This is a genomic window from uncultured Thalassospira sp., assembly GCF_963976115.1.
Lineage (GTDB): Bacteria > Pseudomonadota > Alphaproteobacteria > Rhodospirillales > Thalassospiraceae > Thalassospira.
Window position 1 is genome coordinate 21,847 of the sequence record NZ_CAXBJJ010000015.1, and the last position, 25,312, is coordinate 47,158.

Annotated in this window: 23 protein-coding genes; 12 read left to right on the forward strand and 11 right to left on the reverse strand. The window is 54.9% G+C overall.

What is annotated here, in order from left to right:
• Window positions 1–28: 28 nt before the first annotated feature.
• On the forward strand, window positions 29–610 hold the full coding sequence (locus AAC086_RS18505) for a YigZ family protein (RefSeq protein ID WP_339780919.1): 582 nt from the start codon (window positions 29–31) through the stop codon (window positions 608–610).
• 31 nt (window positions 611–641) lie between these two features.
• Here the strand turns inward: AAC086_RS18505 and AAC086_RS18510 are convergent, their stop codons facing one another.
• Entirely contained in the window at window positions 642–1,676 is a 1,035-nt protein-coding gene (locus tag AAC086_RS18510; RefSeq protein WP_339780921.1) for a LacI family DNA-binding transcriptional regulator, read from the reverse strand.
• A 22-nt stretch (window positions 1,677–1,698) separates the two neighbouring features.
• The gene (locus AAC086_RS18515; RefSeq protein ID WP_339780922.1) at window positions 1,699–2,352 is read right to left on the reverse strand and encodes an SGNH/GDSL hydrolase family protein; all 654 of its coding nucleotides are present in this window, start codon (window positions 2,350–2,352) and stop codon (window positions 1,699–1,701) included.
• Between the two features lie 321 nt (window positions 2,353–2,673).
• Here AAC086_RS18515 and AAC086_RS18520 point away from each other — a divergent pair, with 321 nt between their 5' ends.
• The 4 genes from AAC086_RS18520 (at window position 2,674) to AAC086_RS18535 (ending at window position 6,481) form a co-directional block, all read left to right on the forward strand.
• Window positions 2,674–3,234 carry a gluconokinase gene (locus tag AAC086_RS18520; RefSeq protein ID WP_339780924.1) on the forward strand — a complete coding sequence of 187 codons (561 nt, stop codon included), beginning with the start codon at window positions 2,674–2,676 and terminating at the stop codon, window positions 3,232–3,234.
• Window positions 3,235–3,305: 71 nt separating this feature from the next.
• Window positions 3,306–4,337, forward strand: a complete 1,032-nt coding sequence (locus AAC086_RS18525; protein ID WP_339780925.1) for a TRAP transporter substrate-binding protein — start codon at window positions 3,306–3,308, stop codon at window positions 4,335–4,337.
• A gap of 144 nt (window positions 4,338–4,481) precedes the next feature.
• A complete protein-coding gene (locus AAC086_RS18530) occupies window positions 4,482–5,111 on the forward strand; it encodes a TRAP transporter small permease (protein ID WP_339780926.1) in 630 nt (209 codons plus the stop codon).
• A gap of 62 nt (window positions 5,112–5,173) precedes the next feature.
• Entirely contained in the window at window positions 5,174–6,481 is a 1,308-nt protein-coding gene (locus AAC086_RS18535; protein ID WP_339780928.1) for a TRAP transporter large permease subunit, read from the forward strand.
• Window positions 6,482–6,555: 74 nt separating this feature from the next.
• On the opposite strand, the gene AAC086_RS18540 is transcribed toward AAC086_RS18535, so the two are convergent.
• The 3 genes from AAC086_RS18540 to AAC086_RS18550 all read right to left on the reverse strand — a co-directional run bounded on the left by AAC086_RS18540 (window position 6,556) and on the right by AAC086_RS18550 (window position 9,156).
• The gene (locus AAC086_RS18540) at window positions 6,556–7,536 is read right to left on the reverse strand and encodes a LysR substrate-binding domain-containing protein (protein WP_339780930.1); all 981 of its coding nucleotides are present in this window, start codon (window positions 7,534–7,536) and stop codon (window positions 6,556–6,558) included.
• Window positions 7,537–7,589: 53 nt separating this feature from the next.
• The gene (locus tag AAC086_RS18545; protein ID WP_339780932.1) at window positions 7,590–8,471 is read right to left on the reverse strand and encodes an alpha/beta hydrolase; all 882 of its coding nucleotides are present in this window, start codon (window positions 8,469–8,471) and stop codon (window positions 7,590–7,592) included.
• 172 nt (window positions 8,472–8,643) lie between these two features.
• Window positions 8,644–9,156 carry a hypothetical protein gene (locus AAC086_RS18550; RefSeq protein WP_339780934.1) on the reverse strand — a complete coding sequence of 171 codons (513 nt, stop codon included), beginning with the start codon at window positions 9,154–9,156 and terminating at the stop codon, window positions 8,644–8,646.
• Window positions 9,157–9,485: 329 nt separating this feature from the next.
• Here AAC086_RS18550 and AAC086_RS18555 point away from each other — a divergent pair, with 329 nt between their 5' ends.
• Complete coding sequence (locus AAC086_RS18555) at window positions 9,486–9,740, forward strand: tautomerase family protein (protein WP_339781069.1); 255 nt, start codon at window positions 9,486–9,488, stop codon at window positions 9,738–9,740.
• A gap of 187 nt (window positions 9,741–9,927) precedes the next feature.
• Here AAC086_RS18555 and AAC086_RS18560 read toward each other — a convergent pair whose 3' ends face one another.
• The gene (locus AAC086_RS18560) at window positions 9,928–10,647 is read right to left on the reverse strand and encodes an MBL fold metallo-hydrolase (protein WP_339780936.1); all 720 of its coding nucleotides are present in this window, start codon (window positions 10,645–10,647) and stop codon (window positions 9,928–9,930) included.
• 91 nt (window positions 10,648–10,738) lie between these two features.
• Between AAC086_RS18560 and AAC086_RS18565 the strand changes: the two genes are divergently transcribed.
• On the forward strand, window positions 10,739–11,116 hold the full coding sequence (locus AAC086_RS18565) for a helix-turn-helix domain-containing protein (protein ID WP_339780938.1): 378 nt from the start codon (window positions 10,739–10,741) through the stop codon (window positions 11,114–11,116).
• A 145-nt stretch (window positions 11,117–11,261) separates the two neighbouring features.
• Here AAC086_RS18565 and AAC086_RS18570 read toward each other — a convergent pair whose 3' ends face one another.
• The 4 genes from AAC086_RS18570 to AAC086_RS18585 all read right to left on the reverse strand — a co-directional run bounded on the left by AAC086_RS18570 (window position 11,262) and on the right by AAC086_RS18585 (window position 20,330).
• Window positions 11,262–11,645 carry a hypothetical protein gene (locus AAC086_RS18570; protein WP_339780939.1) on the reverse strand — a complete coding sequence of 128 codons (384 nt, stop codon included), beginning with the start codon at window positions 11,643–11,645 and terminating at the stop codon, window positions 11,262–11,264.
• A 172-nt stretch (window positions 11,646–11,817) separates the two neighbouring features.
• The gene (gene pbpC / locus AAC086_RS18575) at window positions 11,818–13,971 is read right to left on the reverse strand and encodes a penicillin-binding protein 1C (protein ID WP_339780941.1); all 2,154 of its coding nucleotides are present in this window, start codon (window positions 13,969–13,971) and stop codon (window positions 11,818–11,820) included.
• Between the two features lie 10 nt (window positions 13,972–13,981).
• Window positions 13,982–19,123, reverse strand: a complete 5,142-nt coding sequence (locus AAC086_RS18580) for an MG2 domain-containing protein (protein WP_339780942.1) — start codon at window positions 19,121–19,123, stop codon at window positions 13,982–13,984.
• A gap of 190 nt (window positions 19,124–19,313) precedes the next feature.
• Complete coding sequence (locus tag AAC086_RS18585; protein ID WP_339781070.1) at window positions 19,314–20,330, reverse strand: 1-aminocyclopropane-1-carboxylate deaminase; 1,017 nt, start codon at window positions 20,328–20,330, stop codon at window positions 19,314–19,316.
• Window positions 20,331–20,501: 171 nt separating this feature from the next.
• On the opposite strand from AAC086_RS18585, the gene AAC086_RS18590 reads away from it, so the two are divergent.
• The 3 genes from AAC086_RS18590 to AAC086_RS18600 all read left to right on the forward strand — a co-directional run bounded on the left by AAC086_RS18590 (window position 20,502) and on the right by AAC086_RS18600 (window position 21,609).
• Window positions 20,502–20,966: an Lrp/AsnC family transcriptional regulator gene (locus tag AAC086_RS18590; protein WP_339780943.1), complete on the forward strand. Its 465-nt coding sequence runs from the start codon at window positions 20,502–20,504 to the stop codon at window positions 20,964–20,966.
• A gap of 102 nt (window positions 20,967–21,068) precedes the next feature.
• Window positions 21,069–21,344, forward strand: a complete 276-nt coding sequence (locus tag AAC086_RS18595; protein WP_339780945.1) for a BrnT family toxin — start codon at window positions 21,069–21,071, stop codon at window positions 21,342–21,344.
• A complete protein-coding gene (locus AAC086_RS18600; RefSeq protein ID WP_339780947.1) occupies window positions 21,328–21,609 on the forward strand; it encodes a BrnA antitoxin family protein in 282 nt (93 codons plus the stop codon). The genes AAC086_RS18595 and AAC086_RS18600 overlap by 17 nt, the downstream gene beginning before the upstream one ends.
• A gap of 106 nt (window positions 21,610–21,715) precedes the next feature.
• Here AAC086_RS18600 and gor read toward each other — a convergent pair whose 3' ends face one another.
• On the reverse strand, window positions 21,716–23,077 hold the full coding sequence (gene gor / locus AAC086_RS18605) for a glutathione-disulfide reductase (RefSeq protein ID WP_339780948.1): 1,362 nt from the start codon (window positions 23,075–23,077) through the stop codon (window positions 21,716–21,718).
• Between the two features lie 204 nt (window positions 23,078–23,281).
• Between gor and AAC086_RS18610 the strand changes: the two genes are divergently transcribed.
• Complete coding sequence (locus AAC086_RS18610) at window positions 23,282–23,704, forward strand: hypothetical protein (protein ID WP_339780949.1); 423 nt, start codon at window positions 23,282–23,284, stop codon at window positions 23,702–23,704.
• Between the two features lie 111 nt (window positions 23,705–23,815).
• Window positions 23,816–25,261 carry a deoxyguanosinetriphosphate triphosphohydrolase gene (locus AAC086_RS18615; RefSeq protein WP_339780951.1) on the forward strand — a complete coding sequence of 482 codons (1,446 nt, stop codon included), beginning with the start codon at window positions 23,816–23,818 and terminating at the stop codon, window positions 25,259–25,261.
• The last annotated feature ends 51 nt before the right edge of the window (window positions 25,262–25,312 follow it).

The following is a 25,312-nucleotide window of genomic DNA, read 5'->3' on the forward strand; positions in this document are numbered from 1 at the left end:
ACAAACCCGGTCTGCTATGACACACACCATGAACACACTCCACCAGATTGCCGTTTGCGAAACCGAAGAAAAGAAGTCGCGTTTTTTAGCAACACTGGTCCCCTATGACCAGTTTGCCGACACACTGGCAAACTTGCGCAAGGCCCACCCCAAGGCAAACCACCATGTTACGGCCTATCGTTACCTTAATGCGGAAGACCAGCTGATTGAACATGGCAAGGATGACGGTGAACCCTCGGGCACATCGGGAATGCCGTGCCTGAAGGTGTTACAGGGCCGTGATCTGATCAATGTTGCCGTTATCGTCACCCGGTATTTTGGCGGCACCAAACTTGGCACTGGCGGATTGGTCCGGGCCTATAGCGGGGCGGTACAGGCGGTTTGCGACGCAGCCAAAATTATCCCTTATGTGCCGCAGGCAACAGCCCGCCTGTTTGCCCGTTTTGCCGATGCCGGAACGATGGAGCAAGCCTGCGCCACACCTGATATGACCGTTCTTGACCGCCAGTTTGATACCCTTGGAACCCTTATTCACATCAGCGGCCCGAAAGACACAGTTTTGGAACTGGCGGCACGGTTCCCGCTGTTGACCAACGACGATAACACCTAAAGCATTTTTCCTTTAATCACGGCCCTGCCCGTCAGACCGCGCGATAATCGCGTTCTGTGCTTTGGCGCGCCTGCAGTTCAAACCCTAAATCAACGATCTTTTTGACCGGCGAATGGCCCTCAAGGGCAGCATTAATCATATTCACCGCATGACGGCCAATGCCGTAACGATCCGTGCGAATGCTGGTCAGGGTCGGATATGCGGCTTCCATCATTTCAAGGTCATTAAAACCGGCAATGCCCAATTGATCGGGCACGGAAATTCCGGCCTTTTGCGCCCCGAACAATGCCCCCAGGGCCAGGTCATCATTGTTGCAAAAAACCGCATCCAGATCGGGCCGATGACCGGCCAGTTCGCGCAAAAGCACCCCGCCCAGCGTCACACTCGAGGACGTGGTGGTGGTGCGCACCAGATCGGGGTCAAACAGACCCGCTTCCTCCAGCGCACTTTTAAATCCGGCCAGGCGGCGGGTGGTGCGCGGGTCCATCCGCGCGCCTAAAAATCCGATATGCCGGTATCCCTGATCGATCAAATGCCGGGCCGCTGCCTTGCCGCCGCCGAAATGCGAAAACCCCACCATCATATCTATCGGGTCCGGCCCGGTTTCCATGATTTGCACCACCGGGCAATTGGCCTGTTCCAGCATTTTTCGGGCAACGGGGGTTTGATCAATACCCGATACAATCATTGCAGTTGGCCGCTGGCTTAGAAATATGCCCACCAAACGTTCCTGTTCGGCAGCACAATAGCGCGAATTGCCCAATTGCACCTGAAGCGGACCATCGGCAAGGGCATCGTAAATGGCGCGCAACGTATCGGAAAACACGTTATTGGTCAGCGACGGCACCAGCACGCCCACCACATTGGATCGCGACGATGCCAGCGCACTGGCATGGGTGTCGGGGATGTAATGAAGGGCGCGCACCGCCGCATCAATGCGCGCGCGCAACCGTTCCGATACTTTTTGCGGGTCACGCAGCGCACGCGACACGGTAATCGAACTCACCCCGGCCTGATCGGCGACATCGGCGATTGTCGGCCGACCGGCCCCTTTGCGTTTTCTCATGCGTGCCTGACTACCATTTGCATTAATCGTGTGGGCCCCCACGTAAAATTTCTTCGACCACGGGTATCAATGCGGTGCCGATTGCCCGTGTATTGGCCGCATCAAGATGCACCCCGTCAACCGGCGATGCTACAGCAACACTTGCCGCATCAAAGAAAAAACAATTCTTCTCGATGGCAAGGGATCGATAAGCAGTGGCAAGTTTTTGCGATTCGGCGATACAGCCCGCCGATGACAATGTACCCCCTGTTTTGGTGGTTTTACAACAATGCGGGGGCGACATAATCAAAACAGCGGGTGCCAGGCCCGATGAATAGGAATATCCGCGCACAATATCGACCAGTCGCCTCATTCCGGCGGTTGCCCCCAAAACATCACCGCAGATAAACGGCTTTAAATCATTGGTACCCAGCATGATAATCACCAGATCCAGCGGGTCGTGGCTGCCCAGCAATGTCGGCAGAATTTTAACGCCGTTGCGATTGGTTGGTGCCGTGTCATCGTCAAAGGCCGTTGTCCGTCCGCCCAGCCCTTCGGAAATAACACGTCCCTGCACGCCCAGCCCGGCATCAAGCACACTGGGCCACAAATCATCATAGGGATGGCGACGGCCATGTTCAGGGTGATGGCCCCAGGTCAGGCTATCGCCAAAGGCGAGAATGGTTTTGGTATACATTGCACTCTTCCCGATGAAATTAAGCCAACACAGCCCTGCCTATAACATCTTCCCAAACGGTGGCCCGGTGTCTGCCCCCTGCGGCATGACCATTGCCAAAATTTTAGCCTGTTTTACCACAGACAGCCCATCACGCTTTGGAATAACGCGCCCGGCCTGATTATAACCATTCCAACATGCTGTATTCCAGCCGGATTTCAAAACAGAAAAATGGGGGGATTTATCGGTTGACTCACGATTGATTCCCTCATTATGTTAGCGCTAACAAATCAGGGGCCAGCAAGGTCACCGCCTTCACCGTCCGGGAAACAGTATTGACCAATGCGTAACGCCACGAATTTCGTCATTGTCATGGGTGTCAGCGGATCGGGTAAAACCGAAGTTGCACGTTGCCTTGCCGCAAGCGCACATGGCACGTGGCTTGATGCTGATGACTATCATCCAATCGAAAATGTCGAACATATGCGCCGTGGTCTGCCGTTGAATGATGAAATGCGCTGGCCGTGGCTTGATGCTGTGTGCAAAGCGGCCCTTAAAACCCAAAACGACACCAAAGATTTCAAAAAGGGCGCCACAACCGCCCCGGTGAACAGGGCGATCACTTTTATTGCCTGTTCCGCCCTTAAACGCCGGTATCGCGATTTTTTGCGCCAGTTTCTGACACAGGAACTTTTGTTTCTTTTTCTCGACGGCCCACGGGACCTGATTTTGGAACGCATGAACAGCCGAACAGGCCATTTCATGCCTTCTGCCTTGCTCGACAGTCAACTTGCCGATCTTGAACCACTCGACCCTGATGAAAACGCAATTACCGTATCGATTGAAGGCCCGCTTGACGGGATTGTCCGACAAGCGGAAGAATTGTTGAATATAAACAGCTAAACACGTCCCGGAGGGGGTTTTGCCAAATCCGGGCATCCTGAAAAATCAATGTCCAAGGGAGGATATTTCCGATGAAGACGTCTATCAATACGATTTTGGGCGCGGCCTTTGCCGTTGCTCTGGCCAGCACCACTTCATTTGCCGCACATGCAGCCGATTATGAATGGAAATTCCAGTCCAGCGACACCGCTGGCACACCGACCTTTGAAATCGACACGGAATGGACCAAACGTGTTGAAGAAATGACCAATGGACGCATCAAAATTGAACTTTTGCCGGTTGGTGCGATTGTTGAACATTCCGAAACCCAGGATGCGATCGCGGCGGGTATTCTTGACGGTCACATCACCGATGTCAGCTATTTTTCAGGTAAAGACCCGGCATTCAGCCTGATCGCCAACCCGATTGGCGCGTGGGCCGACCCGCAACAAATGTTCCGCTTCATGAATTATGGCGGCGGCAACGAACTGATGAACAAACTCGAAGGGCCCTATGGCCTGCATTTCATCGGGGCGACAACCCCGGGCCTTGAATCCTTTGTGTCGACCGTTCCCATCAATGGCGTTGCCGACCTTAAAGGCCTGAAAGTGCGCGCCCCTGAAGGCATGGTGCAGGAAGTTTTTGCCGCCGCGGGTGCCGCCCCGGTGAACATCCCGCAATCCGAAGTCTATACATCGCTTGATAAAAAAGTGATCGACGCGGCCGATGCCACCGTTTTTGCCACCAACCAGGCAATGGGCTTAAACGATATTGCCAAATATCCGGTCTATCCGGGCTTCCATTCGATGCCGCTGGTTGAAGTATCGATGAACAAAGAAAAATGGGATGCCCTGCCCAAGGATTTACAGGAAATTCTGACCGTTTCGGTCCGTGACCTGTCGCAGGATCTGGTGTCTCGCCTGCAAATGAAAGACCGCGAAGCTGTGGCTGCTGACCTGAAAAAAGGTGACATCCACATCAGCAACTGGTCCGACGACGAACGGGCAAAATTCCGCCAGATCGCCATGAAGCAGTGGAAAAAAGTTGCCGAGCGTTCGGCCAATGCCGAAGAAGTCTATCAGACCCTGATCAAATATCTGACCTCGCAGGGACTGCTGAACTAAACACGGAACCATCGTTCCCCGGCCCTGATCGGGCCGGGGAATTACCTGAAAATATCATCGAACCCCGTTCACCAAAAAGGACCGGCACCGATGCTATCGGGCAACACCTGGCGATAATCCCAATTCGTTTAAGGACGCGGCTCCATGACCAACACGCCCCACCCCGACCCCCATTCCCCCCTTGGCACATCCGAGGGCAATGTCGCCGACCTCATTGACGATACCCGCGCCGTCCTGTCGCCGGAATCGGGTATGTTTGGCCGATGCGTCAACTTTCTTGGATCGATATTTGCCATCGGGTTTCTGTGTTCGATGTCGGCACTGATCTTTGAAATCTGTATGCGGCACATTTTCGATGCCCCGACAATATGGGCGCATGAAACCACGACCTTTTTATGTGGCATGGGATTTGTTTTTGCCGGGCTGTTTTGTGCGTCGCGCAACCAGCATATTCGGGTCGTGATCATTTATGACATGGTTGGCCGCCGTACCCGGCGCATTCTTGATGTTATCATTTCGCTGGTCTGTGCGGCCTCGACCGGTTTTTTTGCTTTTGCAGCGTGGCTGATGGTCAAACGCGCGGCCTTCACACCCGATGGCCGTTTCCGCCTCGAAACCAGCGGCAGCGCCTGGAACCCGCCTTTTCCAGCCATTCTTAAAATATTCATGCTGGTCGTCATGGTGGCACTGACCATCCAGTTCCTGATTTTGGCATATAATTATGCCCGCAAAAAACTGGATATGCCCGCTGACGATGCCATCGCGCGGCGCTAATCGCGCCCTTGATCGTCCCATGTCTTTTTTCCTGCGCTTCGGGCGCACCAGGATATTTTCCCATGTTTCATCTGCAATCGCTGGGTATTGAATACGGCACGCTGACAATGTTTATCCTGCTGATCGGCTTTTTGCTGACCGGGATGCCGCTGGCTTTCGTGACCTTGCTGGTCGCCCTGCTTTTTACCGTTGGCTGGTTTGGCCCGATGGCGGTGCCGCTGATCACCAGCCGGGTTTATTCCTTTGTCTCGTCGTTCGTTTTTGTCTCGGTACCGATGTTTGTGCTGATGGCCGCCTTGCTCGACCGATCCGGCATTGCCAAAGATCTGTTTGAAGCCATGCGCCTGTTTGGCGGGCGTCTGAAAGGCGGGGTTGCGGTTCAAACCATTTTTGTTGCCGTTATTCTGGCCGCCATGAGCGGCATTATCGGCGGTGAAATTGTGCTGCTGGGCATGATCGCCCTGCCCCAGATGCTTAAACAGGGCTATGACAAAAACCTGGCCATCGGGGTGGTTTGTGCAGGCGGGTCGCTTGGCACCATGGTACCGCCCTCGATTGTTTTGATCATTTATGGCCTGACTGCCAATGTCTCTATCGGCGATCTGTTCACATCGGCCTTTATCCCCGGCTTCATGCTGGCGGGGTTTTATGTCGCCTATGTGCTGGTGCGTTGTTATTTCGGCGACAATGTTGCCCCGCCGCCGCGCACCGAAAGCATCCCGGCATCGGAAAAAATGCGCCTGCTGAAGGGTCTTTTTCTGCCGCTTGTTGTTGTGGCGTGCGTCTTGGGCTCCATCTATGGCGGGATCGCATCCGTCACCGAGGCATCGGCAGTGGGTGTTGCAGGCGTTATTTTATCGACCATCCTGCGCGGCGAGTTTTCGCCATCGATGCTCAAGGGTGCCGCAATGCAAACGTTGTCAACCTGCGGCATGATTGTCTGGATCGGGATTGGCGCATCGGCCCTGGTTGGCGTATTTAACCTGATGGGCGGCATCAAATTTGTCTCGGCCATGATCACAGGCATTTCCGATGACCCGACCGTCGTGATCCTGTTTATGATGTTGATTCTGTTTGTCCTTGGCATGTTCCTGGACTGGGTCGGCATTGCCCTTTTGACCATGCCCATCTTTGTCCCCATCGTCAAAGACCTTGGCTTTGACCCGGTATGGTTCGGCGTTTTGTTCGCCATGAATATGCAGGTCAGCTTCCTCTCGCCGCCCTTTGGCCCGGCTGCCTTTTACCTTAAATCGGTGGCCCCGCCTGACATAACACTTGGCACCATTTTCAAATCACTGGTGCCGTTCATTTGCTTGCAGGTGCTTGCCGTTGCCATCCTGATTATCTTCCCCGGCATTACCGGGCGATAATCAAAAAACAACACGGCAGGCATGAATAATGCCCCATCAAACGGGCGGGATTGCAAATGCATCCCGCCCGTTTGTCATGGTGATGTATCACCTGGCAACGCCCCCTCATTACCGCGATGGCGCATGGCGCAAATCTTGCTGGCAAGGTCGATAAATTCGCCAAGTCGCGGCGAATAATCCCGTTTACGCCACGCAATATATAACGGCAATTCCAGCGCCGGGTCACCGTAAGGCCGAAACATGACCCCGTCTGGCGCGATGATTTGCACCCATTCTGGCACCAGCGCCCCCCCCATGCCCTGATGCACCAATTGCAACATGGTTGATTTATCTATCACCTCGCAGGTAACTTCCGGCGGGGTTTCGATATGGGCCAAACTGCCCATCATTAAATCATGCAACAAAGGCCGGGCATGGCGGGGAAACCCGATAAGCGGCCAGCGGACCAGTTGATCGGGCGTTACAAAGGTTCCTGGCGGGCCAATTTCACGGCGCCATCCGGCAGTTTGCGTTTCAGTTTCGGTTTCATTGGCAACCGCCACAGGCAGGGCCACCATAATACGCTGACGATATAACAACCGGCTTTCAACAAAATCGCGATGAACATTTTCACGAATAAACACCACATCGGCCCGGTGGGCCTCAAGTGCTTGCACATTGCGCCCCGACGAGGAAACCTCGTGAATTTGTAAATGGATATCGGAATAGCGCGCCCGAAACTGCGTCATCAAGGCAGGTACCAGCGTAACAATCGCCTCGTCAACACCGCCCACCCGGATAGACGGCACGGCCGCGTGGGCAACCTCGCGGGCATGGCGTTTGGCGCTATCCATGCTGCGTAAAATATGGCGCACATCTTTTAAAAACACCGCCCCGGCCTGGGTCAGGCTCACCTGCCGGGTGGTGCGAAAAAAAAGCGCAAAGCCCAAATCGGCCTCAAGCGCGGCCAGACTGGCCGATAATGCTGGCTGGCTGATCGAAAGTCGCACAGCCGCACGGCGAAAATGCAATTCTTCGGCCACCGCGACAAAGCATTGTAGCTGCCTGATTTCCATTTTCGCCCCGCTTTATGGCCCGACAAACCGCCCGTAACCGGGCGGTGCCCCAATTAATATTTATCAAAAAAGCCGCGAAAATGGGCGGTCACCGGGTCAGGCAGTTCTTCCGCCAGATAATGCCCGCCGGGCAGGGCAAAACCGCTCACGTTTTCGGCCCGTTCGCGCCACAGTGCCAGTGCATCAAAACACCGTTCAATCACCCCGCGCCCGCCCCAGATTGCCAATAACGGCATACTCAGTTTGCGGTCCCCGTCGGCATCATCATGGGCAATATCGATGCTGGCCGCAGCCCGGTAATCCTCGCAACTGGCATGAATGACATCGGGGTTGCGAAACAGGGTCAAATATTCATCCAGTGCTTCGGGGGCAAAGGGCGATGCCCCAGCATTCGGCACCTTGCATTTAAATTTCCAATAGGCATCGGGGTTGCTGCCAATCATGGTTTCGGGCAACGGGGCAGGTTGTATCAGGTAAAACCAGTGCCAATAAGCACGGGCAAAGGCATCGTCGGTTTCGCGGTACATTTCACGTGTGGGCGCAATATCAAGCATGGCAATGGCCTTAACCGCCCCGGCATGATCCATGCCCAAACGATGCGCCACCCGTGCGCCGCGGTCATGCGCCCCCACATAAAAACGGTCATGGCCCAAATGCGCCATCACTTTTACCATATCCGCCGCCATCGCCCGCTTGGAATAGGGGCTATGTTGCGCATCGGTTTTCGGTTTCGATGACCGTCCATAACCGCGTAAATCGGCACAAACTACATGATATTGATCGGCCAGTTGCGGGGCAACCTTGTGCCACATGGCCGATGTTTGCGGATATCCATGCAACAGCAACAAACCCGGCCCGTCCACCTTGCCGCCATGGCGCACAAAAATGTCGGCCCCCGCACCGGGGATCATTTCTTCGCGAAAACCTTCAAACATCACCTGCCTCCTGATATGCGGATCGCGTCACCTTGTCATAGCAACCCTTTCCCCCAGTATAGCGAATGTCAACGATGCCATTATGCGGCAATATTGATCAATAATTTCTATCAATATTGCCTATCAATAGGCCAAGGTGGGTTATCGTCGATCAGGTCATCATCCCCGGCTGTTACTGGCCGTTCTGATCCAACGTTAACGAAGCCTGTTTCACAAGGCCCTGCTGCGGTGCTGTTTTGCGAATGGTGATATGGCGATGGCGGGCAACTGCGTTTTTATCGAGCACGGTAATATCGTAAAAACCCGGTTCGGTTGGCGTCCAGATGGCCGATCTTTTCCAGCGATCTGTTGCCAGCGGCACACCATTTATCATCCACACCAGCGGGCGCATCCCGGCACGCGCGCGCAACACCATGCCGCGCGATGCCACATCGGCCAGCAAAAACGTCGTATCATCGGCCGGAAATTCAATATCCAGCCCCCCGGCAACCGCCTGGTTTTGTGCGGTTGGGTTCATGGTAAAATATTTCAGCCCGTCGGGTGCCAGGTTTTTCCAGCTTTGATCGCGGGCCGCCATCGTGCTGCGGGATAAACGCGGCAGTTTTTCAAACACCGAAAACAGCAACGGTGCCGCGCTGGTTAACCCGGTTTGCCCGGCAATGGGCTGGCCCGATGCCTTGCCCACCCATACCCCAACAGTGCAATCGGCGTTATAGCCAAAGGCCCAGGCATCGCGAAAGCCATAGGACGTGCCGGTTTTAAACGCAATCGGGTCAGGGTTTCGCTAAACCGGATCGGGCCATAACGCCCCAACACCTTAACCGCCGGAATATTCAGGCTAAAGCGCAGGGCATCGGCCACGCTGACTTCACCGGCTTCATTATGATCAAAATTCGACGGGCGGTATCCGCCATCCGCAATGGCCCGAATGCCCTTTCCGAAGGGGTTTCGCAGGGCGTGCACAGCGCCATGGTCGACACATTCAACGTGCCTGAGGACGACAGGTTTTAGATCATTTCCGAGCATGTTCCGGGAGAAGGCATGATCTGGCCGGACTCTTTTCTCGGCATAACACATGACAGCACGGTCGCCTTTGTCCAGATCACCTGCACGGAGGGCCGGTCGGTCGAGCAAAAGAAGGCGCTGTTCGCCGAGATTGCCGCGAACCTCGCGCGTGTCGGCGTCACCGAAAACGATGTGATTATCAACCTGGTCGAAACGGCGCGAGAAAATTGGTCGTTCGGCAACGGTCTAGCCCCGTTTGCGTGAGATTGGAAAGCCGGATAGCCAGTTTTGAATCAGCAATCGCGGAGGAAAGGACTCGTTCTGTGCATGGAGTTCCTTCTGCCTTTAGACCAAGAAGCCACGTCGTTTATTAAGGTTCGAGGATCGCGCGGAGCTAAAATTTGACGATGGGCGTTGCGATTTCTCCACCGCTGACTGCGTATTGCGGTGGTTAAGCTCCCAATGTTTCCAGACGCACGATGTGTTTGCGAATTGCATCAGCCTCAAGCGGGCCACCATGGCCCAGATAGAAATGGGTGCAGCCTTGGGCCAGTAACATTCGGAGAGAATCCGCGGCAAGACTAGCAGACTCTTCGAAGGGCGGTTGCTTCGGCTTGTCCTTGAGCCATATGCCACCCAACAGGATACCTGACGCCGCAAGATCACCGGCAATGACCCTGCCATCCTCAATCAGCACGGAAATCGACCCTGGAGTATGGCCTGGCGTGTGGAGTATTCGCGCCGGTATGCCCATCTCGGTCAGGTCGGGCAAGTCTGTGGACAGGACAATATCCGGCGAAAAATAGGCAAACGGGCTCTGAATCGCTCCGGTCTTGTGGAACAACCATCCGAATGGTCCCGTGGGCCGCAGCACCGGACGCGCGCCCTGAAAGTAGGACAGGTCACCCGCATGCCCAACGAGGGGGGCAGCAGTAAGCTCACCCAGTTGCACTGCCGAGCCCGCATGATCGATATGACCGTGGGTCAATACGATCATGCGGATATTCGACCAATCCAGGCCGTTTTTCTGCAACGCTTTTTTGACCATTGATGCAGAGTTCGGAAGCCCTGTATCTACGAGTATAGCGTTACTTCCGCGGATCAGAAGGAATGCGTTCAGCATCCCGAATGGAAGCATACGAATGGTCTCGACTATGGTATTATCGGGCATTCTGAACATCTCTGTCTTGTTTCTACAGGACGGGTATAACAAGGTCGGATAACCCGCACAATTGAGCACCTTTTTGTAACCGGAGAGTGATTTGGAAGATTTCGATCAACGCAAGGCAATGCGGTTTCTATCGCAGGCAGGCGAGTGTCCGGTGGCCGAAACGCTCAGGACGCTCGGCGGAAAACACAAGCCCAATATTCTGCATGCGCTGTCGGGCGGAGAGCAGCATTTCCTTGAGTTGACGCGGAGCCTGCCTGGGATCAGCCGCAAGGTTCTAACCGAACAGCTCCGCGACCTGGAAAAGATCGGTCTGGTCGCACGTGTGGAGAAGAACGATGCAAGGCGGCATGTCGGTTACGGGCTGACTGAAAAGGCTCAGGCGTTAGGTGCAATCGTCGCGCAATTGTCCGAGTGGAACGACACGTTCAAACGCACGCCGCGGTCCGGCCAGAGCATCCTGTCCAGTTGAATACGCGCACGCATTCTTCCGTGAGGCTTCTGTCGACAATCCATATTTCTGAAAGGGCAAGCTTGCATGACCGGTTGGAGTTGGCGGCAGAGAAAATCCGCCCGGACCCTTTCAGGTCCGGACAGCTTCTTGCTTTCCTTGTCGCTCATTCCTTACCCAGCAGGGCAAGAAGGGACTTGGCAGCCTTATGTGAGGACACCGGATTCTGCCCGGTCATGAGCAGCCCGTCCACGACGATATGTTCCGAAAAGACACCGCCATCGGAAAAGGACGCGCCACCTTCCTCAAGTTTGCTTTGCAACAGAAAGTGCACCACCTCGGTCAGACCGACAGCGGCTTCCTCCAGATTGGTAAAGCCGGTGAGGGTCTTCATTTCGACCAGCGGGAGACGGTCGTCGTGCCACATGGCCGATGTTTGCGGATATCCATGCAACAGCAACAAACCCGGCCCGTCCACCTTGCCGCCATGGCGCACAAAAATGTCGGCCCCCGCACCGGGGATCATTTCTTCGCGAAAACCTTCAAACATCACCTGCCTCCTGATATGCGGATCGCGTCACCTTGTCATAGCAACCCTTTCCCCCAGTATAGCGAATGTCAACGATGCCATTATGCGGCAATATTGATCAATAATTTCTATCAATATTGCCTATCAATAGGCCAAGGTGGGTTATCGTCGATCAGGTCATCATCCCCGGCTGTTACTGGCCGTTCTGATCCAACGTTAACGAAGCCTGTTTCACAAGGCCCTGCTGCGGTGCTGTTTTGCGAATGGTGATATGGCGATGGCGGGCAACTGCGTTTTTATCGAGCACGGTAATATCGTAAAAACCCGGTTCGGTTGGCGTCCAGATGGCCGATCTTTTCCAGCGATCTGTTGCCAGCGGCACACCATTTATCATCCACACCAGCGGGCGCATCCCGGCACGCGCACGCAACACCATGCCGCGCGTCGCCATATCAGCCAGCAAAAACGTCGTATCATCGGCCGGAAATTCAATGTCCAGCCCCCCGGCAACCGGCTGGTTTTGTGCAGTTGGGTTCATGGTAAAATATTTCAGCCCGTCGGGTGCCGGGTTTTTCCAGCTTTGATCCCGGGCCGCCATCGTGCTGCGGGATAAACGGGGCAGTTTTTCAAACACCGAAAACAGCAATGGTGCCGCACTGTTTAGCCCGGTTTGCCCGGCAATGGGCTGGCCCGATGCCTTGCCAACCCATACCCCAACAGTGTAATCGGCATTATAGCCAAAGGCCCAGGCATCGCGAAACCCATAGGACGTGCCGGTTTTAAACGCAATCGGGTCGGGGTTTTGTGCGCCCTGGGCGCGATAGCCATCGGGCCGGGGGGTATTTTGCAAAATGCCGGTAATCCAGTGCCGGGTCCGGGGCGAAAACATCTCGTGCGGGGACAGGCACGGTTTTGGAGTTTCATCGCGCAAATATTGTAACGGGCAGTTTTTGCGGTTCGCTGCCAAACCACGATAAAGCTGCGTTAATTCATCAAGCGTAATACCAACCCCGCCCAGCGCAATGGCAAGGTTGGGCACCGCAGCCTCGCCGGGCAGGCGCAGGGAAACACCGTTCTGGCGCAGGGTTTCGCTAAACCGGATCGGGCCATAACGCCCCAGCACCTTAACCGCCGGAATGTTCAGGCTAAAGCGCAGCGCATCGGCCACGCTGACTTCACCGGCTTCGTTATGATCAAAATTCGACGGGCGGTATCCGCCATCCGCAATGGCCCGGTCCCAAATCAGGGTTTGCGGGTGGGTTTGCTGGTCATCAAACGACAGGGCATAGATAAACGGTTTCAGGGTGGAACCGGGCGACCGCACGGCCTTGGTCATATCGACAAAGCCGTGACTGGGCCGGTCCAGATAATCGCGCGATCCCAAATGGGCGCGCACCTTGCCGGTTTTATTTTCCACCACCATCACGGCAACCGAGCGTTCCCGTGCACCATTGCCGCCATAATATTCAACCATCTTTTGCAAATCGCCCTGCAACCACGGTTCAATCGTGGTGATGATCCGGTCCTGCCCCGGATATTGCGCCACCAGCCGTTCAGCCAGATGCGGGGCCAGCATCGGGATCGGATATTGCTGTTGTGGCAGGGGTTCGGCCAGGGCCTGATGATAGGCAGCAACGGTAATTTCATTTTGCCCCAGCAAGCGTTGCAGCACCTTTGCCCGCGCCTGTCTGGCCCGTTCCGGGAAACGATCAGGCCGCAACATGGACGGCGATTGGGGCAAAACCGTTAATAACGCCGCCTCGGCAATCGTCAAATGGCCGGGGTCTTTTTGAAAATAAACATGGGCGGCACTGCGCACCCCTTCAACCCGGCCGCCAAACGGGGCCAGGGTGGCATACATGTTTAAAATATCGCTTTTGGAATAGTGCCATTCCAGTTGCATCGCGCGCAAAATTTCAACGGCCTTGGACAAAACGGTCCGGTCACGCGGTTCTAACAACCGCGCCACCTGCATGGTTAAGGTGGACCCGCCCGAAACCACATGCCCGGCCCGTACCCATTGCCACATCGCACGCATTAAGGCCGCCGGATCAACCCCGATATGGTGGTCAAACCGCCGGTCTTCATAGCTTTTTAAAAAACGGATATATGTGGGGTCAATATCCGCCACATTGGTTTTAAGGCGCAACAACCCGTCTGCGGTTGAAAACACGCGCAACGGGCGCGCATTTTCGCCTTCCACCACCGCCGAAACCTGCGATAACCGGGCCAGATCGGGCGGAAAGGCCCGGTCTAGCCCATACAAAATCACGGCAAGCAGGGCCAACACCGCAATGCTGGCCCCCGCCACCCGTCTCACTTTGTAAAACTGCACCCGGCCCGGCATATGTCGGCCCCTATTGTGCTGGCGATACAACAAGCTGCGATACGGCCCCCCGGGCGAAATAACCCGGTTTATACATATCTTCAACAAACGGGGCCGGATGGACATATGCGCCCGGCGTCACCGCGCGCACGACGTAAAACAGCCGGAAGCTGGCCCCGTTATCGGTGCCATATTCATCTTGCCCCAAATTAACCGCCGCCACAAACCGGTCATCGCGTTCGGCCCTGAAATCGGTCGGCGACAGATCATTGGCGGCAATTTTCAGTTTCTTTTCCAGTTCCGGGAAGCGGGCATTGGCCTCGATCTCGAACCCGGCGGGAAGAAAATCGACCACCAGCGCCCGGTGCGATAAATGGTTGGCTGATTTGCCCGTAAGAACAACAATATACCGATCCCCGGTCTGAACCTTATCAAGGGTCACGGGTGTGCCGTTCCCATCAAAATACTGCCGCGTGATCGACAAACCATGTGCCGCCGCGACAAGCGGCTGGGCCGGAATACCCGTGGCCGACCATTTAACAAACACCGTGCTGTCACCGGTATTTTTAATATCATAATGGTCACGCAGCACATCGGGCGTTAACCCGGCCCGATAGCTTTGCACCGCCTCAATGGGCTGGTCATTCACCGCAAGGCTAATGGATTTTCCCGCCCCAACGGCGATAGACGTTGCTGCCTGCAACAACCACGCCTTTTCCTGGGTGCTGGTATAGGTTTCATTTTCGGCCATTTCCGTCACCGATGTTAGCAACGATAAACGGTCCTGATCCGTGCTGAAAATCTGTTCGGGCAGGGTTAAAACCGCCGCCAGATCGCGCAATGGCGAGCCGAAACTGCGGTAATAAAGGCGATCATTGCCCAAATTATCGGTCAGGGTGTCAACGCTAAATCCGGCCACTGCGCCGCCCGTTAAAACCTGTGCCGCCGCCAGTTGTGCCTGGGCAAGCGACCCGGTTTTCCTGTTTTCGATACGGGTGGCTTCGTAATCCAGTGCCGATTTTGAATAGCGATCATTACGCGCCAGAACCAGCACCATATAGGCCCGTGCCTCGGGCGAATATTGTTCGGTACGCACCACATTTTGCATCCAGTCCAGCGCACTGGCCACACGGTTACCCAGCACGTCATACCCCTTGGCGCGCGCCGCTGTCAAAAAATCGGTGGCATAGGCGGTTAACCATGGTTCGGCATCGCTGTTGCGATCCCACAGGCCAAAGCTGCCATCGGTGCGTTGTTTGGCAAAAACCCGCTCAATGCCATCGCGAATTTTTTCATCAAGATGGCCCGCATCAAACGTAACACCCTGCCAGCGATCCTGTGCATCGCGAAACGATAACAGCGGAAACGCCCGGCTGGTGACCTGTTCCAGGCAGCCATAGGGATAGCGATCCAGTTCCGTAATCAGTTTTTGCACATCCATTTCCGGCAACCGCGACAGGGTCAGGTTCAACGATGCCGTTTCGGGGCGGAACATCGTCAAATATGACCCATCGAGATCAAGGCTTTCGCCTTTGGCAAGCTGGCGCTGCCCGCTATTGGTTTCCCATGGCTGGGCCGGGCGCACTTCCAAATCCCACGCCCGCGTTTGATGATAGCCTTCCGGCCCGTCAATCGTCAGGGTCAGCTTGCTTTGCCCAACATGGGCGGCGGTGACGTCAAACCGGTTTTCCACCTGCTGGTCGCGGGCGATGTTTCCCTGCCATATAGGTTCACTAACCGTTAATTCACGGCTGGCACCCAGTTTTGCCGTATAAATACCGGGTGTGCCGCTTAAATTACGCAAACGCAGGGCAAACGACGCCGTGTCGCCGGGGGCCATAAAGCGGGGCGGCAGCAATTCGGCCACCACCGGCGCACGCACCAGCATGTTTGCCACACCACTGCCCGTCGCGGTTTTGCTATAGGCAACGGCAAAAATGCGCAGCTTGCCGTTAAAATCGGGAATATCAAAACGGGCAACACCCGCGCCGGTATCATCAAGTTCCACCGTTGCGCTGGCAAGGGCCACGGTTTTAAACACGCGGGAATTTAACGACGCCTGATTGCCCTGTCCGGCTTCATCCCCACCGGATCGCAATATACCGACATCGCCCTTTTGCGGTGCAATCAAATGCCCATACAAATCATGATAGGATAGCTGCAACAATTGCTGGCCCAGCAAATCCTGTTCGGGTTTTGGGGCCTTAAAGCCGGTTAAGCGTAAAATGCCTTCATCGACGGCAAACACATTAACCCGCACTTTTTCCGTGCCAATCACAGCACCGCTGGCCTTGATCGGCACCGTGATCCGGCGATCGGGTCGCACCTCGGCGGGCAGGTTAAAATCAACCTGCATCGTGCGGCTTTCCTTGCCAAACGATACCCATTGCGCCCCGACAGACCGCACAGGGCCGTGCTGGTCTTTATCAAGACCGGGGCGATAGGCGGTTGCCAAAACATAGGCCCCGTTGCCCCATGACGGATCAACCGGAATATGAAATTCAACGCCATCGCCCGACATGTCATATTCTTTGCGCCACATCACGTTTTTCTGCGCCACTGTCACCAACAGCCGCCCGTCAAACGGCGCTTTGACAAAGCCTTCAATCTCGCCGCCCGGTTTAATGTCGGTGGCTTTAACACTTAGCGACAGCTGATCGGGCCGGTCGGGCGACTGGCCATTGGCCCACCAGCCCACCCGAAAGGTCTGGTCTGCTGCACTGCCGGTTAACGGGTCGCGCACCACCGCCCGATAATATCCCCAGCGGTCAAACGCGCGATCAAAGGCAATTTTGCCATCGGCATCGGTGGTCACAACATCATGGCCCACCGGCATGTCATATTTGTCATAAGTCGATTGCCACTGGCCGGACTGATAATACCAGTTGTAATCGCGTTCCTCGCGCACCCAGTCCACCACCAATTCGCGCCCGGCAATCGCGCGCCCCATGGCATCAACGGCAATGGCGTCAAACCTTGCAGCCTGCCCATAGGATAATCCATCGCCGTCAAACCCGGGACGCATCCCGATCAGGCTGTCGCTGCTGTGCAATGGCAGGCTTAAACCTGTGCGCGACGGGCGGCCATCAATATCGGCCACTTCCACATTCAGGCGCACCTTCAGGGGCGAAGACAGATCCAGCGGGTCAAAGGCCGGTACTTTAATGTCGGCATAGCCGCTGGCATTGCTTTTAACCGCGTCAAAGTTTTTGCGGATCTGGGCAACATCATCCTGAAGGCCAAAATAATAACCTGGCAGGGTGTCAAACGGGTGATGATCGACCTGTAAAAACGCATTGCCACCAGCGCGCAGGCCGCTACCCGGTGCGCCAAACAGATAATCGGTTTGCACATCAAGCGGCATGGCCGCGCCAAACACCATATAGGGGGCCGTTGTGGTGGCCTTCACCTCCAGCCGTTCGGGTACAAATTCTTCCACCTGGATCGACAAATCGCCAATCGGGTCGGCCTTGGGGTCGCTATAGGCGGCAACGCGCCATTTTCCGGTGGCAGCGGCGGGCGATATGGCAATATCGACCCGGCCCCCGCCCAGATCATCCGGGCTTTGCACGGTTTTAAACGCTTCCTTGCCATCAGGCCGATACAGCACAATGGTTAAGGGCAAACCGGTTTGCGCGGCCGATGTATCATCGCGCAGCAAATAGCCCAGATGCACCTTTTCACCGGGCCGATAAATGCCACGATCCGAATACAACCAGGTTTGTAACGGTTTAGGGGCCACATGGCCGGAAACACCCCGGTCTGACAGCTCCAGCGCCGATTCTTTGAGCGAAATGAACGAAAAATCACCCGCGCTGGTTTCCGCGCTCAGATACAGGGCTTCCCGCCCGCCCTTGCCATTTAACAACGGGCCTGAAAAATCGGCCCAGCCATCGTCATTGGCAATGGCTTCGCCCAAAACCGCATTGTTACGCGCAATCAGTTTTACCTTGGCCCCGGCCACCGGTTTTGCCGTGCGCAAGGATCGCACCTGAAGCGACAGGCCCTTTTCCCCGTCATAGGCCGACAGGCCCAGATCGGTCACCACCAGCCACTGGGTCGGCTTGTTGCTCCAGGTGTCATCATCATTCGGGGCGGTTGCCACCAGCGCATACAGGCCGGGTTTAAAATCCGCCACCATGTCGCCCAGTGGAATTTGGGTGACAACATCGCTATCGGCAACATTGCGAATGTCCAGCGTGCCCGACCACACCTGTTCGCCCACCTCATCGCGAATGCGGCGCATGTCCCAATTATCAATCTCGCGACCCAGCAGGTTCGAAGTCAGCGCGGATACCAGATTGCGTTCAACAACCCGGTAAAACGTTAAATTGACGCTGTCCTGATTAACCGTGGTAATCGGAATAACCGGTGTGTCGCTTTTGGGCAAAACATAGCTGTTGGTACCCAGGACAATCTCGGGTTTGCGCGCGCCCATCACAATATTTTCGCTCAGATCGCGGGCAAGCGCATAGTCATAAACGCCCTTTAACCCGGCGCGCAGGGTGACCTTTGTGGTTTGCGAATGGGGCAGCCCAAACAGGCACAGCTTGCCATCCATGATCCGGGCCGAATAATCGCGCCGGGGGCTCAGGTCGATATAAGACCGCAAATCAAGCGGCTGACTATCGCTTAAGGCATGATCAAAGGCGATGCAGGCCTCGCTGACCGCCTTGTCGGCATTGCTTGTCACATCCTTAACCGCCAGATCGCCGCTTAGTTCGGCCCGCAAATTCGCAATCCGGGTCTGATAAATATTGCTCAGACAGGTTTTTGTCTCATCGCTCAGCGCTTCGGGTTTTTCATCCGGCTTCAAGGCACAGCCATTGCGTTCATTGCGAAGCCAGGCGCGCTGGTCGGCTGTTAAAATGCTTTGCCTGCCTTCGCTAACTTCGCTCAAAACCAGTTTATACGTTTTCGCCATTTCCACATCCAGGGCGGCAAGTACCTGGCTATGACAAATGGATTTTTCCAGCTTTGTTGATGCCATTTCACACGGAAAACTGGCCGGGTAGGTTTGATCAACACGGGTCGCAGAAGCCGCATTTACAACAGAGGCCGCCGACGCCACCGGGACCATAGCAGGCAACAACAGCGCAAACAGAACAAGGAAAAGGCCCAAAAGCCATTTTTCGCCGTGCATCAAAACCTCAATTTCACGTGGATCGGCCATCACCCCGCTGGCGACAGAAACCTAAAACAAGTGCAGAAAAACGGTTTTTTGACGGTAAGGCAACACGCAAAAATTGTCCCCGATCGCGAATGGCGGATGAAACCTGCATTTCGGGGATTTTTGCCCATAAAAAACAGCAAGGAAAGCACATGCTTCCCTTGCTGCATCAAAATTGCCTGTATCAGCGCGATCAGCCGTTGCGATACAGATAGCTATAGGCATTAATCGCCGGAACCCCGCCCAAATGGGCATAAAGAACCTTCGATCCTTTGGGGAAATAGCCCTTTTTCACCAGATCAATCATGCCCTGCATCGATTTACCTTCGTAAACCGGGTCGGTCATCATGCCTTCCATGCGGCCCGCCAGGCGAATGGCGTCATTGGTTTCATCAGACGGCACCCCATAGGCCGGATAGGCATAATCATTGATCAGGGTAATATCCGCATCCGAAATGCCGCCTTCCAGTTCCACCAGATCGGCGGTTTTTTCGGCAATCGCCAAAACCTGCGCCCGGGTTTGTTCGGGTGTGGCGGATGCATCAATCCCCACCACTTTATCGGCCCGGCCATCGGCGGCAAAACCCACCACCATTCCGGCATGGGTGGACCCGGTAACGGTACAAACAACGATATAGTCGAACTTGAAACCCAGCTCCGCTTCCTGCGCGCGGACTTCCTCGGCAAAGCCAACAAAGCCCAGGCCGCCATATTTATGCACCGATGCCCCGGCGGGAATGGGATAAGGCTTGCCCCCCTTGGCTTTCACATCCTCAAGGGCGGCTTCCCAGCTTTCACGAATGCCAATGTCAAAGCCTTCATCGACCAGTTCGATCTCGGCCCCCATCACCCGGCTCATCAAAATATTGCCAACCCGGTCATAAACGGCATCGTTAAACGGCACCCAGCTTTCCTGTACCAACCGGCATTTCATGCCAATTTTGGCGGCAATCGCGGCCACCTGGCGGGTGTGGTTGGATTGCACGCCGCCAATCGTCACCAATGTATCCGCACCCGATTTAATCGCATCAGGAATGATATATTCCATCTTGCGAACCTTGTTGCCACCAAAGGCCAGACCGGAATTACAATCTTCGCGCTTGGCATAAAGTTCAACATCCCCGCCCAGATGCGCCGATAAACGCGGCAAGGCTTCAATCGGGGTTGGCCCAAAGGTCAGACTGTATTTTTCAAATTTGCCCAAATTCATTTTTTTCACTTTTCGCACTCCCTGTTTTGCGATTATTCATCGGGAAATGCTACCCTGCCTTAAATGAAAGGTGCTCTCGAATTTTAAGTTATTTTTGCGCGCAAAACTTCCAAAATAGCCAGTAGTGTGCCTAAATTTCCAGAAAATGACGATCATATGGAAGATAATTTCATGACCCAGCCACTGGACCGCACCGATCAAAAGATTTTACGCCTGTTGCAAAGCGATGGCCGCATGGGCAATGCCGATATTGCCAAACGGGTCAATGTCAGCCCCGCCACCTGCCACCGCCGCATCCAGCGCCTGTTTGACGAAGGCTATGTCAGCACGGTGCGCGCCATGATCGACCCGAAAAAGGTCGAACGCAGCGCCCTTGTCATGGTCGGCGTGGTGCTGGACCGTTCAACCCGCGAAAGTTTCGCCGAATTTGAAACCGCCTGCCGCAAACTGCCCTTCATCCTCGATTGCCATCTGGTCGCGGGCGATTTCGACTATTTCCTCAAAATCCGCGTGCGCGACATGGCGGACTTCAACCACCTGCACGGCGACCAGTTGATTGCGCTCCCCGGCGTGCGGCAAACGCGGACGTTTTTCGTGATGAAAGAGGTTGTGGATAATGCACCGTTGGCGTTTTAAGCTGTATATCTTGGTGCATCCGAACAACAATTAATGTCATGGCAATAATTATTGCCAACTTTAATTAATGGGTATACATTAAATATAGAAACAAGGACTGAAATGGTCAGTTTCGAATGGGATAACGCAAAGGCCGCCAGCAATGACGAACGTCACGGCGTCCCCTTCACTGCCGTTTCGAATTTCGATTTTGACACGGCTCTTGTGTTCAAAGATGACCGGCGGGAATACGGCGAAGAACGTATGATCGCGGTAGGTTTTATAAAAGATCGGCTACATGTCATGGTTTATACCCTGCGCGCCACCACCACCATCCGCGTCATATCGTTGCGCAAAGCCAACCGGCGGGAGATTGAAGCCTATGTCGACCAAATTTGAAGCTGCGCGCCGCATGGCCCAAAAGAACCTTACGGACATGACAGACGCAGAAGATGCCACAATTACCAAAGCCGCCAGGGACGACCCGGATGCGCTGCCGGTGGACAGCCTCATGCGCAAAAAGCGCGGACGCCCCTTTGCCGAAACCACGAAAACCAAGGTATCGATCCGATTGTCGCCCGAAGTTCTTGAAGCCTTGCGGGCGACCGGCAAGGGCTGGCAAACGCGCGTTGACGACGTTCTGCGCAAGGAATTAGGGCTTTAAGCCCGTCCCTGTCGCTGCAAAAATTAAAAGGCGGCACCACTTGGAATGCCGCCTTGTTTATATCTGCCGTTTCACCACCTACCGGCGCTGTTAGCCGATATGTGTTTTACCCCCCAACCGGGAACCGCATCGTCACAAATTCCTCAGCCGCCGAGGGATGCACGGCAACCGTCTGGTCAAACTGGGCTTTGGTCGCCCCCAAACGCACGGCAATGCCAATGCCCTGAATAATCTCTGCCGCATCCGGGCCGACCATATGCGCGCCCAGCACCACATCGGTTGTTTTATCGACAATCAGCTTCATCAGCGTTTTTTCATCACGGCCCGAAAGCGTATGGCGCATCGGTTTGAAGGTCGATTTATAAATTTCAATTTCGCCGCCCTTGGCACGGGCTTCTTCCTCGCTAAGGCCTACGGTGCCAACCGGTGGCTGCGAAAAGACTGCTGTTGGAATGGCCTGATAGGACATATGCCACGGTTTGCCACCATAAACCGTATCGGCAAAGGCCATGCCTTCCTTGATCGCAACCGGGGTAAGCTGCACATGGTCCGTCACGTCGCCCACGGCATAAACATTTTCAACACTGGTTTGCAGGCCCTTGTTGATTTTGACCGCGCCGTTATCGTTGGTTTCAATACCAACCTGTTCCAGACCCAGCCCCTTGGTATTGGGTGCCCGGCCGGTGGCAAACATAATGGCATCGACTTCCATGTCGCCACCGCCGGTTAATGTCAGTTTCAGGCTGCCATCACCTTGTTTTTCAATCGCGGTCACATTGGTTTCAACCCTGAGGTCGATGCCTTTTTTGATGATTTCAGCCGCCAAATGGTCGCGAATATCGCCATCAAAACCGCGCAGGATTTGCGCGCCGCGATAAAGCTGGGTTACTTCGGCACCAAGACCTGCAAAAATACCGGCAAATTCCACCGCAATATAGCCGCCGCCAACAATGACAATGCGTTTGGGCAGGTCTTGCAGGTGGAAGGCTTCGTTTGACGAAATCGCATGTTCAATGCCGGGAATATCGGGCAGGGTCGGATGGCCGCCCACCGCGATCAAAATGCGTTCGGCACTCACTTCCTCGTCGCCGACAATAATGGTATGGGCATCTTTAAAGGTCGCGCGGTGCTCGAACAGTTTCACATCCGATCCGGCCAGAAGTTTGTGATAAATGCCGTTTAACCGGTCAATCTCGGCATCCTTGTTGGCAATCAGGGTTTTCCAGCTAAAGGTCGGCTCCCCCGGCAGGGTCCAGCCATAGGCTGCGGCATCTTCAAAATCTTCGGCGAAATGGGCCCCGTAAACCAGCAGTTTTTTGGGCACACAGCCGCGAATAACACAGGTGCCGCCCACCCGGCTTTCTTCGGCAATCGCCACCTTTGCGCCATAGCCCGATGCGACACGCGCTGCGCGCACACCGCCGGACCCGGCACCGATCACAAACAGATCAAAATCATAGTTCGACATAAACGTGAATCCTCAGTCTGGATAATTTCCGATACATGAGGCCAAATGTAAGGATCAATTCGCCAGAGTCTAGGACAGAGTTTGCCCAGCCAGCCACCTATTCGTGAAGTGTAACCGGGAATGGCGTTTTGCACGGTTTATCCTATATGATAACAGTGAAACTGCCCGTCGCGGCACAGCCCCATAAAACAGGACGACACCATTATGACTGATGCCCGCTTTTCCGAGGACCCGGCAGATCGCACCGCACAGCCGGGATATGCCGAAGAACGCAGTGGCACTACCGCCATTGTCTGTTACGGGTTGATGATTGCCACCCTGTTTACCATCTATGCCACCGGGCTGATCGCCCTGATTGTGGCCTATGTCACGCGCGAAGAGGATGGTCACTGGACCAACAGCCACTACACCTTTGTCATTCGCACCTTCTGGATCAGCATTCTCTATGCGCTGATGACCGGGATTGTGACGTTTTTCGTCTGGTGGATCCCGCTGATCGGCTGGGCCATCATTGGCCTGATGGGGCTTTATACCGCCGCATGGTTTATTGGCCGCAACGTGATTGGCCTTTTACGTGCGCTTGAAGGCAAGCCGATCAACAATCCGCAAAGCTGGTTTTTTGGCTGATCGCACGTTTATCACTCCTTATATCGATAAAAATGGCGGAATAATTGCACCGCGAAGGCAGCGTCGTTAAAGTCGCCTGCGGGATTTTGACAAACAGGGAATGGCAGCTTTATGACGATGGCAGAAAACGCAAAAATGCGCTGGGAAACCTTGCTTTCAGCCCATCGCCTTGATGTGGCAAACGGCAACGTCACCCTGTCCGACGGCCCGGCCCGGCCAGCAACCGATGGCAGAAGCCCGTTTCAAATTGATGTTGACCGGGTGATTTTTTCATCCTCGTTTCGCCGCCTGCAAAACAAAACCCAGGTTCATCCACTGTCCGATAACGACCATGTGCATACCCGCCTGACCCACACCATCGAGGTGGGGTCGGTCGGTCAGTCGCTGGGGTTAATGGCCGGGGCGCATATCGTCAAACAGCTTGGCGATGATTGCGCCATCACCATTGCCGATATTGGTTATATGGTGCAGGCCGCCTGCCTGGCCCATGATATTGGCAACCCGCCCTTTGGCCATTCGGGCGAGGATGCCATTAATGAATGGTTCAAAACATCGGCCTTCGCCCAACAGGAACTGAACCGCCGCGACCGCCTGAGCGAAAAAGAATTCACCGATTTATGCAATTTTGAAGGCAACGCCCAAGGCCTGCGCATTATCAGCCAGCTGGAGATGAAACGCTTTGAAGGCGGGTTAAACCTGACCTATGGCACATTGGGCAGCTTCATTAAATATCCCCGTTCCACCAGCCTGAACGACGCGCAGCGCACACCATATACCGGCCTGAAAAAACCCGGCTATTATCAGTCAGAACGCGCGATTGCCACCGCGATTGCGCAAAATTGCGGGTTAATTCCCCATGACGGGCTTGATGGGGCCTGGCGGCGTCATCCGCTGGTTTATTTGGTCGAGGCGGCGGACGATATTTGTTATTCGGTGGTTGATCTGGAAGATGGCTGGGAACTGGGCTGTGTGACGTTTGAGGAAGTTGAACGCGCCCTGGCCCCGATTGCGCGCAACCCCGACAAATATGACGGCAATGCCGACCAGCGCTGGGCCGATTTGAAAGCCGAAAAATGGTATGCCGAAAAATCGCAAAATGACCGTATCGGCTTTTTGCGCGGCAAGGCCATTGGCAATCTGGTCAAGGCGGCAGTAGATGCCTTTATCGCCAACGAAGAGGCGTTGCTGTGCGGCACCCTAAGTGGCGACTTGCTGGCAAATACCCCGTTGGGCACGGATGCCAAATATTGTAAAACCCTTGCGGTTGATAAAATCTACAACGCCCCGCATGTTCTGCCGATTGAAATGGCCGGGTTCGAGGTGATTAGCGGCCTGCTGAACAGTTTTGTCCGGGCAGCCATCGACATTGAAGAACATAAAATCCACAAAAAACGCCTGCCACCCCAGGCCGACCGGATCGACAAGCTGCTATCGGGCAAACTATCGGCCAGTGATACGCTTTATGACCGCCTGATGCGGGTGATGGATTATATTTCCGGCATGACCGACCGCTATGCCGTCACCCTGTTTCGCAAATTGCAGGGCATTACCATCTGAACCAACCCACCGTTCTGCACCGTATAGACAGGCAGTGTTTTAAGCGACAAG